General features: G+C 71.2%; 19 protein-coding genes. 6 read left to right on the top strand and 13 right to left on the bottom strand.

Annotated features, from left to right (window positions below; all coding sequences use genetic code 11):
- Positions 1-47 precede the first annotated feature (47 nt).
- Complete coding sequence (locus AB0J80_RS06765) at positions 48-512, top strand: GNAT family N-acetyltransferase (RefSeq protein WP_364701150.1); 465 nt, start codon at positions 48-50, stop codon at positions 510-512.
- Here AB0J80_RS06765 and AB0J80_RS06770 read toward each other — a convergent pair.
- From AB0J80_RS06770 to AB0J80_RS06785, 4 genes are all read right to left on the bottom strand, one after another.
- Complete coding sequence (locus tag AB0J80_RS06770; RefSeq protein WP_364701152.1) at positions 458-1,228, bottom strand: 2-phosphosulfolactate phosphatase; 771 nt, start codon at positions 1,226-1,228, stop codon at positions 458-460. The genes AB0J80_RS06765 and AB0J80_RS06770 overlap by 55 nt on opposite strands.
- On the bottom strand, positions 1,228-2,259 hold the full coding sequence (ligD, locus tag AB0J80_RS06775) for a non-homologous end-joining DNA ligase (protein ID WP_364701154.1): 1,032 nt from the start codon (positions 2,257-2,259) through the stop codon (positions 1,228-1,230). Before ligD ends, AB0J80_RS06770 begins: the two co-directional genes overlap by 1 nt.
- Before the next feature lie 78 nt (positions 2,260-2,337).
- Positions 2,338-2,886, bottom strand: a complete 549-nt coding sequence (locus tag AB0J80_RS06780; protein ID WP_364701156.1) for an LPXTG cell wall anchor domain-containing protein — start codon at positions 2,884-2,886, stop codon at positions 2,338-2,340.
- A gap of 93 nt (positions 2,887-2,979) precedes the next feature.
- The gene (locus AB0J80_RS06785; RefSeq protein ID WP_364701158.1) at positions 2,980-3,468 is read right to left on the bottom strand and encodes a hypothetical protein; all 489 of its coding nucleotides are present in this window, start codon (positions 3,466-3,468) and stop codon (positions 2,980-2,982) included.
- A 70-nt stretch (positions 3,469-3,538) separates the two neighbouring features.
- Between AB0J80_RS06785 and msrB the strand changes: the two genes are divergently transcribed.
- The 3 genes from msrB (at position 3,539) to AB0J80_RS06800 (ending at position 5,470) form a co-directional block, all read left to right on the top strand.
- Positions 3,539-3,946, top strand: a complete 408-nt coding sequence (msrB, locus tag AB0J80_RS06790; protein WP_364701160.1) for a peptide-methionine (R)-S-oxide reductase MsrB — start codon at positions 3,539-3,541, stop codon at positions 3,944-3,946.
- Positions 3,947-4,157: 211 nt separating this feature from the next.
- Positions 4,158-4,511, top strand: a complete 354-nt coding sequence (locus tag AB0J80_RS06795; RefSeq protein ID WP_364701162.1) for a peptidase inhibitor family I36 protein — start codon at positions 4,158-4,160, stop codon at positions 4,509-4,511.
- An 80-nt stretch (positions 4,512-4,591) separates the two neighbouring features.
- On the top strand, positions 4,592-5,470 hold the full coding sequence (locus tag AB0J80_RS06800) for a hypothetical protein (protein ID WP_364701164.1): 879 nt from the start codon (positions 4,592-4,594) through the stop codon (positions 5,468-5,470).
- Positions 5,471-5,476: 6 nt separating this feature from the next.
- Here the strand turns inward: AB0J80_RS06800 and AB0J80_RS06805 are convergent, their stop codons facing one another.
- From AB0J80_RS06805 to AB0J80_RS06835, 7 genes are all read right to left on the bottom strand, one after another.
- The gene (locus tag AB0J80_RS06805) at positions 5,477-5,890 is read right to left on the bottom strand and encodes a hypothetical protein (RefSeq protein ID WP_364701166.1); all 414 of its coding nucleotides are present in this window, start codon (positions 5,888-5,890) and stop codon (positions 5,477-5,479) included.
- 49 nt (positions 5,891-5,939) lie between these two features.
- A complete protein-coding gene (locus tag AB0J80_RS06810) occupies positions 5,940-6,407 on the bottom strand; it encodes a dihydrofolate reductase (protein ID WP_364701168.1) in 468 nt (155 codons plus the stop codon).
- Positions 6,408-6,412: 5 nt separating this feature from the next.
- Complete coding sequence (locus AB0J80_RS06815; RefSeq protein ID WP_364701170.1) at positions 6,413-7,210, bottom strand: thymidylate synthase; 798 nt, start codon at positions 7,208-7,210, stop codon at positions 6,413-6,415.
- A 72-nt stretch (positions 7,211-7,282) separates the two neighbouring features.
- The gene (locus tag AB0J80_RS06820) at positions 7,283-7,555 is read right to left on the bottom strand and encodes a hypothetical protein (RefSeq protein WP_364701172.1); all 273 of its coding nucleotides are present in this window, start codon (positions 7,553-7,555) and stop codon (positions 7,283-7,285) included.
- A gap of 101 nt (positions 7,556-7,656) precedes the next feature.
- Positions 7,657-7,863: a DUF397 domain-containing protein gene (locus tag AB0J80_RS06825; RefSeq protein ID WP_364701173.1), complete on the bottom strand. Its 207-nt coding sequence runs from the start codon at positions 7,861-7,863 to the stop codon at positions 7,657-7,659.
- 67 nt (positions 7,864-7,930) lie between these two features.
- Positions 7,931-8,536: an NAD(P)H:quinone oxidoreductase gene (gene wrbA / locus AB0J80_RS06830; protein ID WP_364701175.1), complete on the bottom strand. Its 606-nt coding sequence runs from the start codon at positions 8,534-8,536 to the stop codon at positions 7,931-7,933.
- A 72-nt stretch (positions 8,537-8,608) separates the two neighbouring features.
- Positions 8,609-8,884: an isoamylase early set domain-containing protein gene (locus AB0J80_RS06835; protein WP_364701177.1), complete on the bottom strand. Its 276-nt coding sequence runs from the start codon at positions 8,882-8,884 to the stop codon at positions 8,609-8,611.
- A 74-nt stretch (positions 8,885-8,958) separates the two neighbouring features.
- On the opposite strand from AB0J80_RS06835, the gene AB0J80_RS06840 reads away from it, so the two are divergent.
- Together AB0J80_RS06840 and AB0J80_RS06845 are read left to right on the top strand one after the other, a co-directional pair.
- Complete coding sequence (locus AB0J80_RS06840) at positions 8,959-9,402, top strand: GNAT family N-acetyltransferase (protein ID WP_364701179.1); 444 nt, start codon at positions 8,959-8,961, stop codon at positions 9,400-9,402.
- A 3-nt stretch (positions 9,403-9,405) separates the two neighbouring features.
- A complete protein-coding gene (locus AB0J80_RS06845) occupies positions 9,406-9,762 on the top strand; it encodes a VOC family protein (protein WP_364701181.1) in 357 nt (118 codons plus the stop codon).
- Between the two features lie 896 nt (positions 9,763-10,658).
- Here AB0J80_RS06845 and hemQ read toward each other — a convergent pair.
- Both hemQ and hemG read right to left on the bottom strand, forming a co-directional pair.
- On the bottom strand, positions 10,659-11,363 hold the full coding sequence (gene hemQ / locus AB0J80_RS06850; RefSeq protein ID WP_364701183.1) for a hydrogen peroxide-dependent heme synthase: 705 nt from the start codon (positions 11,361-11,363) through the stop codon (positions 10,659-10,661).
- A complete protein-coding gene (gene hemG / locus AB0J80_RS06855; protein WP_364701185.1) occupies positions 11,360-12,766 on the bottom strand; it encodes a protoporphyrinogen oxidase in 1,407 nt (468 codons plus the stop codon). Before hemG ends, hemQ begins: the two co-directional genes overlap by 4 nt.

Here is a 12,766-nt window from a genome sequence, read left to right on the forward strand (position 1 = left end):
GCGCACCGCCGTCCGGTTCAGCCCGACGGGCGTGTCACGATGACCACGTGGCCGACCTGATCTTCCGCACCGCGACCCGCACCGACGTCCCGGCGATCCTGGAGCTGCTGGCCGACGACGACATCTCCCGTTCCCGCGAGACCGCGCCGACGCCGGAATCGGTGGACGCCGCGTACTGGTCGGCCTTCGAGGCCATCGACGCGGACCCGCGCAACGAGCTGATCGTCGCCGAGGCCGGCGGCGAGGTCGTCGGCACCTGCCAGCTGACCTTCACACCGTCGCTGAGCCGCCGCGGCACCGAGCGGATGACCATCGAGGCCGTCCGCATCCGCGGCGACCAGCGCGGCCGCGGCCTGGGCCGGCAGATGATGGAGTGGTCGCTGGACCGCGCCCGGGCGCGCGGCTGCCGGCTCGCCCAGCTCACCACCGACAAGCGCCGCACGGACGCGCACCGCTTCTACGCCTCGCTGGGCTTCGAGGCCAGCCACGAGGGCTTCAAACTGGCGCTCTGACCCACGAACAGGTCGCCGGTGAGGACCGGGACGGCGAGGCACCGGTCGACCTCGGCCGCTATGTCGACGTCGTGCGCGAAGCCCATCTCGATGAGCTCCCGGCCGCTCTCGCAAGCGTGGAGTGCGGCCGGCAGGTCCTGCTCGACCGCGGCGTAGGCGGCCGCGGCCACCTCCGCTTCCGGCGAGACGTCGACGGCCTCGGCGGCTCGGAGCGATGTGATGACGGCGCCTGCTCCCCACAGATCCTCGTCGGCGAGCCGCAGGCTGCCGTCTTCCCGCTTCTCGCCCGCGGCGATGACCGCCACGGCCCGGGCCTGCGTCCGCGCGATCCAGCGGGCGACGGCGGAGAAGTTGCGCAGGGCGGCACCCACGACCGTCGCCCCGCGCGCGCCGGTCAGCAGGGAGATCGTCGACCCGTTCGGCGACGGCAACAGGATGCGCGGCACGGGCGGGTTCGCGCGGATGGTCGCCGGCGACAGGCTGATGTCCCCCGGCCCGGCGACCGAACGACCGACCGCGAGGACGGCATCGCGGTCGGCGGCGTGCCGGGCGGCGGTCTGGTCGGCCCATCGGTACGGCAGGACCTCGGCGCCGGTCTCGACGGCGACGGTGAGCGTCGTCGTGAAGGACAGCACGTCCACGACCACCACCACGTCGGCGTCCGCCCCGGCCGCCTCAGCGCCGGAGAGTCCCCAGCCGAAGCGAAGCCTGCGCACTACTTGGCGTTCTTCAGGTCGCGGTCCTTGGAGGGCTGCACCCGTTTCGGCTCGCCCGGCATCTTGGGGTGGTCCGGCGGGTACGGCAGGTCGCCGGCGCCGGCCTTCTCGTCGCGTTCCGACCACTCGAGCAGCGGCGTGATGTCGTGCGCGACGTCGTCGATGCCGGCGTGCGGGTCACCGAGCTCGGCGATCCGCGCCGGGACGGTCCGCAGGTCGAAGTCGTCCGGCTCCACCTCGGCCAGCTCGGCCCAGGTGACCGGGGTGGAGACGGTCGCCCGGGCGTTGGCACGCAGCGAGTACGCGCACGCGATCGTCCGGTCGCGGGCCATCTGGTTGTAGTCGATGAACACCCGGTCGCCGCGCTCCTCCTTCCACCAGGAGGTCGTGATGCGGTCGGGGCTGCGCCGCTCGATCTCCCGGGCGAGGGCGATGGCGGCCCGGCGCACCTGGACGAACGACCAGTCCGGCCGGATCCGGACGTAGACGTGCACGCCCCGGCCGCCGGAGGTCTTCGGGTACGAAGTCCAGCCCAGCTCGTCGAGCACCTCGTGGGCCACGCCGGCGGCCGCCACCACGTCGGCGAAGGAGAGGCCGGGCTGCGGGTCGAAGTCCATGCGCAGCTCGTCGGGGTTGTCGGCGGCGGCGGCGCGCACCGGCCAGGGGTGGAAGACGATCGTGCCCATCTGCGCGGCCCAGGCCACGTGGGCCAGATCGGCCGGGCAGAGCTCCTCGGCCGTGCGCCCGCTGGGGAAGCTGATCGTCGCCTTCTGCACCCAGGGCGGGACGCCGCGGGTGGAGATGCGCTTCTGGAAGAACATCTCGCCGTCGATGCCGTCGGGGAAGCGCTGCAGGGTGGTCGGCCGGTGGTGCAGGGCGCGCATGATGCCGTCGCCGACCGCGAGGTAATACTCGAAGACGTCCCGCTTGGTGTAGCCGCGCTCGGGGAAGCAGACCTTGTCGGGGCTGCTCAGCCGTACCGAATGACCCGCGACCTCGATCTCCTCCGCGGGCGTCCTGGAAGCTGCCATGCCGATGACCTTATGGCCTGGGTACGACAACGGCCGTCCTCTCCGCGGAGAGGACGGCCGTGGGGTGAAGCCGGACGGTCAGGCGCTGCGACGGCGCCGGGTGTAGAAGACGGCACCGGCACCGGCGGCGACCAGCAGGGCGCCCACGGCGACGGTCAGGCCCATCGGCGCGCCGGTCACGGGCAGGGTGCCGCCCGCGCTGACGCCGCCGCCCGGGGTGCTCTCGCTGGGCGAGGGGGTCGGCGAGGTGGCGGGGAGCTCGCCGCCCGGCGGGACGGTGTCGACGCTGGCGGTCGGGGTGGCCGGCGTGGTCGTCGCGGGGGTGGTCGGCGTGGTCGTGGTCTGCGACGGGGTCGGCGAGGTGCTCGGGCTCTCGCCGCCGTATCCGCCGTGACCGCGGGTCGGGCCGGTGGTGGCGCCCGTGGCCGGCGTGTTGCCGTACCCGTCGGCGCAGTCCTGGTCGCGCTGCCCCTCCGAGCACGGCGTGGTCATCACGGCGGGGCGCTGGGCGCGGGCCGCGGCCTCGTCACCCGTCGCCGCGGCGGGCGCCCCGGTCATGGCCAGGGCGGCGAGGACGGTGACGCCGGCCGCGGGCAGTACGGCGGCCAGTCGGCGCGTCAAACTCATGAGGAGCATCCGTTCTGTTGCTGTGAGGGTCCGTCTTTGGTCCGCTGGGAGTTTAGCGTCTTCTGCCCGTTTTGCACGTAACGCCCCCGTTCGCTACGAGGGAACTCCCCCGAACCTGTGGCTGCGCCAGAGATGCGACAGCGCGAACACCTTCATCTCGAACTGCGGATCCGCGGCGAACAGCTCCCCGCTGTACGGCGCCCGCAGCTGCACACTCGTCCCGGAGTCCAGGTACACCGAGACCACCGTGCGCGCGCCCCGCCGCTCGGCGCGCAGATCCACGACCCGGTTCCACGGCGCCACACCGGCCCCGAACGGCGTGACGGTGCGAATGCCCTCCGCGCCGATCTCAGTCCCCACCCGCCGCCTGAGCAGCACCGCAGCCAGCACGCCCGCCCCCGGCGGCCCGAACGCCAGCAACAACCACACCCAGTGCGGTGGCGCCGTGGTCTCCATCCACACCAGGGCGACGAGGGTGGCGAGCAGGCCGGCGGTGACACCCACCACCGCGGCGAGCACCCCGAGATAGAGACCGCGGCCGAGAGCCTGCTGCCAGGTGGGCCGGAATCGCGCAGCTTCCATGGGAGGCTCAACGGCCGGAGGTACGCCTGGACGCCGCACTGCCGGTGCGCTGCGACGTACGGTGGAGGGCATGGCACCTGATGAGACCACCCTGCCCACCACCGAGGACGAGTGGCGGGTCCGCCTCAGCCCCGACGAGTTCCGGGTCCTGCGTCAGGCCGGCACCGAGGCACCCTGGTCCGGCGAGTACGTGAACACCAAGACCCAGGGCATGTACAACTGCCGCGCGTGCGGTGCCGAGCTCTACCCCAGCGACACCAAGTTCGACTCCCACTGCGGCTGGCCGTCCTTCGACGACGCCATCCCGGGCGCCGTCAAGGAGATCGACGACCACAGCCACGGCATGGTCCGCACCGAGATCCGCTGCGCCCGCTGCGACAGCCACCTGGGCCACGTCTTCCGGGGCGAGGGCTTCACGCCCAAGAACACCCGGCACTGCGTGAACTCGCTGTCCGTACGCCTCGTGCCGGACGCCTGACGCCGAGCGGTTCCGGAACAAGTTCCCTGGTTCCGGAACCGCAGACGCCTTCAACAGAGGCCCATGTGTCGATATGGTCGGTCCGCAACCGGTTGCAGAGCGCCATACGGGGAGGCCTCTGATTCTCGGTCCTCCCCGCACGTCCCAACGGGGGTCGTCGTCCCAACGCCGGGACCACCACCGTCACTGCAAGACGGAAACGGGGAAACACATGCGCACGAAGGCCACCATGCTGCTCGCCGCCACCGCGGTGGGCGCATTCGCCGCCACCACTCTCGCCGCGCCGGCCAACGCCGAGATCACCCTCTACGACGGGACCCGGTACACCGCCGGGTGGATCCGGTACTACGGCAGCGACTCGAGCTACACCGGCGACACGTTCAGCAGCGGCGTCGCCCTGAACGACCACATCTCGTCGGTGAACAACAACAACACCGTCTACACCTGCCTGTACGAGCACGCCAACTACACCGGCAACAACCTGCGGCTCAACCCGGGCGTCGACCTGCTGACGCTGTCCAGCACCTGGGACAACAAGATCTCCTCGCACAAGTTCAGCTGCTGACCCGACGTCCACAGAGCACCCGGGGTGCCGGCGCGACCGGCGCTCCGGGTGTCTCCACGAGACAGTGCACGGAGGTTGATGTGCGCAGCAGACTTGTGCCGTGTCTGATGACGGTGGCCGTGCTGGCCGCCGGAGGGTGCACCGCGGGCGGCAGCAAGCAGGCCCCCGACACGGGCGAGCCCGCAGTGTCCACGCTGCTCCACGTGAGCGATCTGCGGACGTTCACGCTCCCGCTGGAGCCGTACAGGGAGAGCTCGGCCACGCTCCCCCGGAGCGCGCAGGCTCAGCAGGTGCTCATCGAGAAGTGCGTGCAGCGGTTCGGCCTGCGCTACACGCCGCCCGCCGAGGCCGGATCGTCGGTCGTCGGGGCGGAGCGCCGCTACGGCATCGCGGACGCGGCCGCCGCTCGTGAGCACGGCTATCACGTCCCACCGCCGAGCGGCCGGCCGGCGCCCGAGACGAAACCGCCGCCCGACACGGTCGCCGTGCTGTTCGGCGACGGCCCGTCGCGGCACAACGGGCAGGCGGTGCCCGAGGGGGGCTGTGTCGGTGAGGCACGCCGCAAGCTGGCCGCGGGAGCCCCGGCGGTCGGCGACGCCCGGCTGGCCGAGGAGCTGTCCGCCGAGACGTTCGACCAGGCGTGGCGGCACAGCCGGGCCCGCACGGCGGTCACGGCGTGGAGCGCCTGCATGCGCCAGGCCGGATACGACTACGCCGACCCGCTCAAGGCCAACGACGACCCCGCTTTCCGTACGCCGGAACCGACCGCCCGGGAGATCGCGGTGGCCCGGGCCGACGTCACCTGCAAGGAGCAGAGCGACCTGGTCGACGTCCTGGCCTCGGTGGAGACCGCCTACCAGGACCGGGCGGTACGCCGTCACGCCGCCGAGCTCGCCACCCTGAAGGAGAGCTTCGCGGTCCGTGAGCGCAACGCGGCCCGGGTGCTGGCCGGTTCCTGACGGCTGTCAGCCGCGCGACGCCGGCGCGGGGGCGTGGGGGTGCTTCACGGCGTCCGTGATCGCTGCCACGACCACCGTGCCGACCGTCATCCCGGCCGCCACCATCGCGGCGCCGATGACGTACAGGCCGCTCTCGTCGACGGAGGCTGCCTGAGCCGTCCACGCGACCGTGAAGGAGACGGTCATGGCGGCCGCGGCGACCCACCGCGGCACGCCGGCCAGCACGGCGGCGACGAGCAGGACCACCATGGTGAGCAGGCAGCCGGCCACCTGCGGCACCGAGTACGGCCCCGACGCGATCTGCGTGACCGGGTCGACGTCATACTCCGTATCGCGGCCCAGCCAGAGGTACCAGTTCAGCGCGGTCGCACCGGCCAGCGCGAGAGCGCCGAGCAGCGGCCGACGGAGGATTGATCTCATGGCGTCGAACCTAGCCGCGCGCCGGGCGGCCGGCCATGAGTGCGAGTACCTAGCTGCGTTCCAGGTCCTCGACCACGAAGCGCACGCCGTTGTCCGCGGTCTGCCAGTCGCCGGCCGCCGCTACCTGCCACTGCGGGCCCAGCGCCGGCGCGAAGGTGTCGCCCACGACCTCGAGGTCGATCCGGGTGCGGACGATGTGGCCGGCGTGTGGCAGCAACGCGGTGTAGACCGACTCGCCGCCCATCACCCAGAAGTCGTCGTACTTCTCGAGCAGCTCGTCGGCCGAGGAGACGGCGGTCGCGCCCGTTGCCGACCAGCCGGGGCGGCGGGTGAGGACGACGTTGCGGCGCCCGGGCAGGGGGCGTACCCGATCCGGCAGCGAGTCCCACGTGGCCCGGCCCATGACGACGGTCGCGCCCATCGTGCGGTCCTTGAAGATCTTCTGCTCGCCGGGAACCCGCCAGGGGATGCCGCCGTCGGCGCCGATGACCCCGCCGCGGGCCTCGGCCCAGATCATGTGGATCACACTGCCACCGGCGCCTTGAGGGCGGGGTGGTGCTGGTAGTCGACCAGCGTGAAGTCCTCGAAGCGGTAGTCGAAGAGCGAGGGCGCGGGCGCCAGCTCCAACTTCGGGAACGCGAACGCTTCCCGCGACAGCTGCTCGCGCACCTGCTCCACATGGTTGGAGTAGACGTGGCAGTCGCCGCCCACCCAGATGAAGTCGCCGGGCTCGAGCCCGGCCTGCGCCGCGATCATGTGGGTCAGCAGGGCATAGCTGGCGATGTTGAACGGTACGCCGAGGAACATGTCCGCGCTGCGCTGATAGAGCTGACACGAGAGCCGGCCGTCCGCGACGTAGAACTGGAACATCGCGTGGCACGGCGCCAGGGCCATCTCGGGCAGCTGGCCGACGTTCCAGGCCGAGACGATCATCCGGCGGGAGTCGGGATCGCGGCGCAGGGTGGCCAGCAGGTCCGTGATCTGGTCGGCGTGGCCGCCGTCCGGGGTGGGCCAGGACCGCCACTGCTTGCCGTAGACCGGGCCGAGGTCGCCGTTCTCGTCGGCCCACTCGTCCCAGATGGTGACGCCGTGGTCGCGCAGCCACTGGACGTTGCTGTCGCCGCGCAGGAACCACAGCAGCTCCACCGCGACCGACTTGAAGTGGACCCGCTTCGTCGTGATCAGCGGGAAGCCGCGAGACAGGTCGTAGCGCAGGCGCTCACCGAAGAGGCTGACCGTGCCCGTGCCGGTGCGGTCCGCCTTGGGGACGCCGGTCTCGAGGACCCGGCGCAGCAGCTCTTCGTACTGGGTGTCGGCCATGGCCGACACCGTAACGCGTGCGATCGCCCGGGACGGCGACCGCCCCGGGCGAGCTGCAACACATCAGGCCCCTCAATGGGACCAGGATTCGCTCATCGCCGAGATCTGCTGGTTCAGCTGGGCGAGGTCCCGGTTGGGCTCGTCGTCCTTGCCCTTGTCCTTGCCGTTGGCCGCCGGCTGCTGGGCCTTGAACCCCAGCTGGGTGCCGAGCTGCTGCCAGCGGTCGAACAGGATGGTCTCGATGAGGACGTCCTTGACGTCGTCGTGGGCGGCCTTGAGCTCCGTGAAGGCGTTCTCGTACCGCTCCACCTTTTTCAGCAGTTCAGAGCGCTCGTGATTGGTCATGTCCGCACAGTAGCGAGAAATGAACCTTCTTCGGGTTGATATCCGCAAAAGCCGACGATGCCCAAGTTGAGACGCTAGAGGACGATGCCAGCGTTGGGGCGTCAGAGGTCGAACTCGCCGTCCTTGGCACCGCCGACGAAGGCGTCCCATTCCGCAGGGGTGAAGAAGAGGACGTCGCCGTCCGGGCGGCGGGAGTCGCGCACCGCCACCCCATCGTCCAGGAGGGCGACCTCCACGGCCGCGTCCTCGGACGTTGCACTGCGGCGCCACACCGCGCCGCTCAGATCCAGCTCGAACTTGTTAACCACGGCGGACAGTGTGCCACCCGGGGACGGATGCGGCGCTCCCTCCCCGGGTGGACACCCGCACCCTGAATCAGCTCTTGAGCTTCCCGGCGATCTGCACGACGCGCTGCGCCAGGTGGTCGAGGGCCGCGTACTGCACCTCGGTCAGGGGCGCGTCGTTCGAGCCGCCGGTGACGTGCGAGACGCCGTACGGGTTGCCGTCGGCGAACTTCAGCGGGTCCGTGTAGCCGGGCGCCACCACCAGGCCGCCGAAGTGGTAGATGGTGTTGTAGAGCGCCAGCAGCGTCGACTCCTGCCCGCCGTGCGAGGTCATCGACGCCGTGAAGCCGGCGTACGCCTTGTTCGCGAGCAGCCCCTGCCCCCACTGCGGGCCGAGCGTGTCGATGAACTGCTTGAGCTGGCTCGCGACGTTGCCGTAGCGGGTCGGGGTGCCGAGCAGCACGGCGTCGGCCCACACCACGTCGTCGGCGGTGGCCTTGGGCTCGTCCTTGGTCCGGTCGAAGTGCTGACTCCACGCCGCGTTCGAGGCGATCGCCTCCTGCGGCGCGAGCTCGGGCACCTGGCGCAGGCGTACCTCGGCCCCGGCCTTCTCGCCCGCCTGCTGCAACCGCTCCGCCATCGCGTGCACCGTGCCGGTGGAGGAGTAGTAGATGACGGCAAGATTCACGTTAGCCACGAGGGCCCCTTCCGTAGTTGTTTGCAACGTCAACTAACGCTAGGGGGTTCCCCCGGCCGGGGCGGCGAAACGTCAGAGAACGAGCTCGCTGCCCTGCGGGCCGACCGCGTCCGCGTGCTCGTCGTCGAGCCAGACACCGTCGCTGGCGAGGTAGCGGAAGCGGTAGTGGCCGGGGTCCAGCCGCAGCGTCACGGTCCGGGTGCCGTCCTTGCGCGCCTTCAGCTCGTGCTCGCCCGGCGTCCAGTCGTTGAACGTGCCGACCACGCTCACGGTGCCCTCCGGAGAGTCCTTCGGCAGGCAGAACGTCACCCGGGTCTTGTTGCCGAACAGCTTGCTCCGCTTGATCATCCGCAGTCTCCCAATGCCGGTCTCCTCGGTTGTCAACGAGGCAGGACGCGACAAGTCACGCATAAGATCTGCCGATGCATCCGGAACCCCGCGAAGAGATCCGGGTGGCGTCGTTCCGCGACCTCGACGCCACCACCCTGTACGCGATCCTCAAGCTGCGCGTCGACGTGTTCGTGGTCGAGCAGAAGTGCCCGTACCCCGAGATCGACGGGCGCGACGCCGAGCCCGGCACCCGGCACGTGTGGCTGACCCGCGGCGACGAGATCCTCGCGTACCTGCGCATTCTCGACGAGGGCGGGACCGAGCGGATCGGCCGCGTGGTGACCGCGCCCCAGGCCCGCCAGGGCGGTCACGCGAGCCGGCTCATGGAGCACGCGCTCACCGTCATCGGCAACCGGCCGGCCGTCCTCGGCGCCCAGGCACACCTGGAGGCCTTCTACGGACGCTTCGGCTTCGAGGTGTGCGGCGACGGGTACGTGGAGGACGGCATCCCGCACGTACCGATGAAACGGTCTTGAAGAATGACGACACGGCTGGGCAGCGTTGTGATCAACTGTTCGGACCTGGAAGCCCTGACGCGATTCTGGTCAGCCGCCCTCGGGCTGGTCGCCGGTCCCGGCAATGACGACGGCACGTTCCGAGTGTTGCGAGGACCGAGCGTCAACCTGTCTCTCCAGGTGGCCCGGACCCCGGTGACCGCTCGTGACCAGATGCACTTCGACCTCTACACCGACGACCAGTCGGGCGAGGTGGAGCGCATGCGTGCCCTCGGCGCCGTATTCGTGCGGCACAACGCCGACCCCGATGACGACTACGTGGTGATGGCCGACCCGGAAGGCAACCTGTTCTGCCTGTGCGCCCGAGCGTCAGTGGAGTAATACTGGTCCCGCATCCGTCGGTGCACAACAGCGGGATAATTGCGCCTGAATTCGCCGTCAACAGTTTCCGCGTAAGGCCTCGTCAGCCTTTCCACCGTGATCGGTGGCGGCCGCCTCGCCGGTCCGGCATGACAGCATCCCGTACGACCGGAGAGCCTGCGCGGCCCAAGCCTGCCCGCCGCTTGCGCACGCCCGGGCCGGCCGGTTCCAAGGCTGCCGCGCCCGGCGGGAAGTGGCCGCCCGACCGCCCGCGCCCGCTCTGCGGCCGCCGCATCATGCCGGTGATCGTCGCTATTGCCTTGCGCCCCTGCCATCCTGAGGTGCGGTGCAGCGCGCCCTGCTCGTCGTCCTGCGCTGAGCTCCGACTGCTCGAGATGATCAGTGGTGTCGCCACCATGCGTCATGCCGGGCTGCGCCGCAGAACAAGCGTCGCCAGGGCGAAGGTCGTCAGGGCCGGGAGGCGGGCCCGCGGAGTGATCCTCGGCCTCGCGCAGCCGGCGCAAGCGCCGGGAATGACGTTGCACCAATCCCCACGAGCGGTGCCGCTCATGCTCGCGACGGAACTTCTCAGCCGTCGGTGAATAGTTGCGACGCAGGGTGCGGTTCCGCACGATCTTCGCGGGGAACAATGCGAGTTGCGTCATTACACTATTGTCCCCGACACTCGCGGAATCAGCGATGACAACCACGGATATTTCACATCAAGAAATGTTTCGCAGCTAACTCAACGACCCGCGTATCGGCATGACGAAACAGCGACGTCGTCGCAGGATCGCACGCCTTGATATGCCGCAGGTAATGCGCGGTCGTTCTCGTCGGTAACCGCACCGGCTCACCCTGCAGTAGTCCTTGATGACGCAGCGACGCCAGGCGAACCGCGGAGGTTCAACGACGGCTCAGGGAAGCGCGGCGACGATCTCCGTGACCGAGCGCCGCCGGCCGGTGTAGAACGGCACCTCCTCGCGCACGTGCCGGCGGGCGCCCGAGGCGCGCAGGTCGCGCATGAGGTCCACGATCCGGTGCAGCTCGTCCGCTTCGAAGGCGAGCATCCACTCGTAGTCACCCAGCGCGAACGACGCGACCGTGTTCGCCCGCACGTCCGGGTAGCCGCGGGCCATCTTGCCGTGCTCGGCGAGCATCGCGCGACGCTCCTCGTCCGGCAACAGGTACCACTCGTAGGAGCGCACGAACGGGTAGACGCAGATGTACGGCCGTGGCTGCTCGTCGGCGAGGAACGCCGGCAGGTGGCTCTTGTTGAACTCGGCCGGGCGGTGCAGCGCCATCTGCGACCACACCGGCGTCAGGTGCCGCCCCAGACCGGTACGCCGGAACAGCCCGTACGCCTCCTGCAGCGCGTCCGACGAGCCGGAGTGCCACCAGATCATCACGTCGGCGTCGGCGCGCAGGCCGGCCACGTCATACGTGCCGCGGACCGTGACGTCCTTGCCGGCCAGCTGCTCGAACAGCGCGTCCACCTCGCCCGACAGCTCGTCGCGCAGGGCGGGCAGCGGCGTCGTGGCCCGGAAGACGGACCACATGGTGTACCGGATCGTCGCGTTCAGCTCGTTGATCCGGGCGGCGTTGCTCTGCGGCTCGCTCATCGTTCCTCCAGGTGTTTCAGGACGTCGTCGGCGGCGTTCTCGCCGCTGGCCACACAGGCCGGGATGCCCACCCCGTCGTACGCGGCGCCGGCCAGCGCGAGGCCGGGGCGGTCGGCGAGCGCGGCGCGGGCCAGGGCGACGCGGTCGAGGTGGCCGGGGGCGTACTGGGGCAGTCCCCCGCCCCAGCGCTGCACCCACGAGGCGACCGGCGGCGGCAGCTCCGCGCCGAGCAGGCGGCCCAGCTCGGCGTGCGCGGTCGCCGCGAGCACGGCGTCGTCGTGCTGCAGCAGGTGCTCCTCGCCGGCCCGGCCGAGCGACGCGCGCACGATCACGGGGCCGCCCTCGCGGTCCAGATGCGCCCATTTGCGGGTGAAGAACGTGGCCGCCTTGACCAGCATCCCCTCGGTCGGCGGCACCAGGAAGCCGGAGAGGTCGGGCAGCGGCGTGCCGGGCGGCAGCGCGAAGGCGACGAGGGCCACGCTCGCGTAGTCGAGCGTCTCGATCTCGGCGGCGGCATCGGCGTCGACGCCGCCCAGCAGGCGTCCGGCGGGCCGTGCGGGCACCGCCAGCACTACCGCGTCGACGTCGTCGGTCTGCGGGGCTGGCACCGGGCCCAGCAGCAGCCGCCATCCGTGCGCCGTGCGGGTCAGCTCGCGCACTGGCAGGCCCAGGCTGATCCGGGCGCTACTCGCGGCCGCCGCGGCGCCGACCAGCCGGTTCATGCCGCCGTCCACCGCGGCGAAGACAGCGCGGCCGGGCACGCGCACGGAGGCGGCCTGCGCGGCGCGGACGGCGGCGGTCAGGGTGTGCTCGGTGCGGGCGGTGCGCGCGAGCGCGGGCATGGTGGTGGCCAGCGACAGCCGGTCCGCGCGGCCCGCGTACACGCCGCCGAGCATCGGGTCGACGAGCCGGTCGGCGATCTCGTCGCCGTACCGGGCGCGGACCAGCGCGCCGACCGCGACGTCCTCGCCCTCGGCGAGCAACGGGCGGCCCTCGTCCGGGTCGGCCCCGGCGACCGGCCGCGCGACCGTGCCGAGCAGGCTCAGATCCCCGGGTACGCCCACCAGCGTGCCACCGGGCACCTTCTCGAGCCGGCCGCCGATGGCCAGCGCGGCGGGGATCGGGGACGGGTGCACGAGCGCGTCACCGAGCCCGAGGCGCCGGGCGAACCGCACCGCCGCGGACTCGCCGCCGTCGGGCGCGCCCATCAGGAACGACTCGGCGCCGCGCTCCACGGTCGCGCCGGCGAGCTCCCCGGTGCGCAGCTTGCCGCCGAGCCGGCCGGACTGTTCGTACACGATGATCTCGGTGCCGGCGGGGGCCCGGTCGCGGATGCGCACGGCGGCGGCCAGCCCGGCTATCCCGCCGCCGACGATCGCCACCCGCTTCCGCACACTTCCCAC

It is taken from the genome of Actinoplanes sp. NPDC049548 (assembly GCF_040676695.1).
Taxonomy (GTDB): Bacteria; Actinomycetota; Actinomycetes; order Mycobacteriales; family Micromonosporaceae; genus Actinoplanes.

What these genes read in the sequence shown, in the direction of transcription:
- ligD (WP_364701154.1), bottom strand. Translation starts at nt 2,259, where the DNA reads ATGGCAGCTTCCAGGACGCCCGCGGAGGAGATCGAGGTCGCGGGTCAT.
- AB0J80_RS06780 (WP_364701156.1), bottom strand. Translation starts at nt 2,886, where the DNA reads ATGAGTTTGACGCGCCGACTGGCCGCCGTACTGCCCGCGGCCGGCGTC.
- AB0J80_RS06785 (WP_364701158.1), bottom strand. Translation starts at nt 3,468, where the DNA reads ATGGAAGCTGCGCGATTCCGGCCCACCTGGCAGCAGGCTCTCGGCCGC.
- msrB (WP_364701160.1), top strand. Translation starts at nt 3,539, where the DNA reads ATGGCACCTGATGAGACCACCCTGCCCACCACCGAGGACGAGTGGCGG.
- AB0J80_RS06795 (WP_364701162.1), top strand. Translation starts at nt 4,158, where the DNA reads ATGCGCACGAAGGCCACCATGCTGCTCGCCGCCACCGCGGTGGGCGCA.
- AB0J80_RS06805 (WP_364701166.1), bottom strand. Translation starts at nt 5,890, where the DNA reads ATGAGATCAATCCTCCGTCGGCCGCTGCTCGGCGCTCTCGCGCTGGCC.
- AB0J80_RS06810 (WP_364701168.1), bottom strand. Translation starts at nt 6,407, where the DNA reads ATGATCTGGGCCGAGGCCCGCGGCGGGGTCATCGGCGCCGACGGCGGC.
- AB0J80_RS06815 (WP_364701170.1), bottom strand. Translation starts at nt 7,210, where the DNA reads ATGGCCGACACCCAGTACGAAGAGCTGCTGCGCCGGGTCCTCGAGACC.
- AB0J80_RS06820 (WP_364701172.1), bottom strand. Translation starts at nt 7,555, where the DNA reads ATGACCAATCACGAGCGCTCTGAACTGCTGAAAAAGGTGGAGCGGTAC.
- AB0J80_RS06835 (WP_364701177.1), bottom strand. Translation starts at nt 8,884, where the DNA reads ATGATCAAGCGGAGCAAGCTGTTCGGCAACAAGACCCGGGTGACGTTC.
- AB0J80_RS06840 (WP_364701179.1), top strand. Translation starts at nt 8,959, where the DNA reads ATGCATCCGGAACCCCGCGAAGAGATCCGGGTGGCGTCGTTCCGCGAC.
- AB0J80_RS06845 (WP_364701181.1), top strand. Translation starts at nt 9,406, where the DNA reads ATGACGACACGGCTGGGCAGCGTTGTGATCAACTGTTCGGACCTGGAA.
- hemQ (WP_364701183.1), bottom strand. Translation starts at nt 11,363, where the DNA reads ATGAGCGAGCCGCAGAGCAACGCCGCCCGGATCAACGAGCTGAACGCG.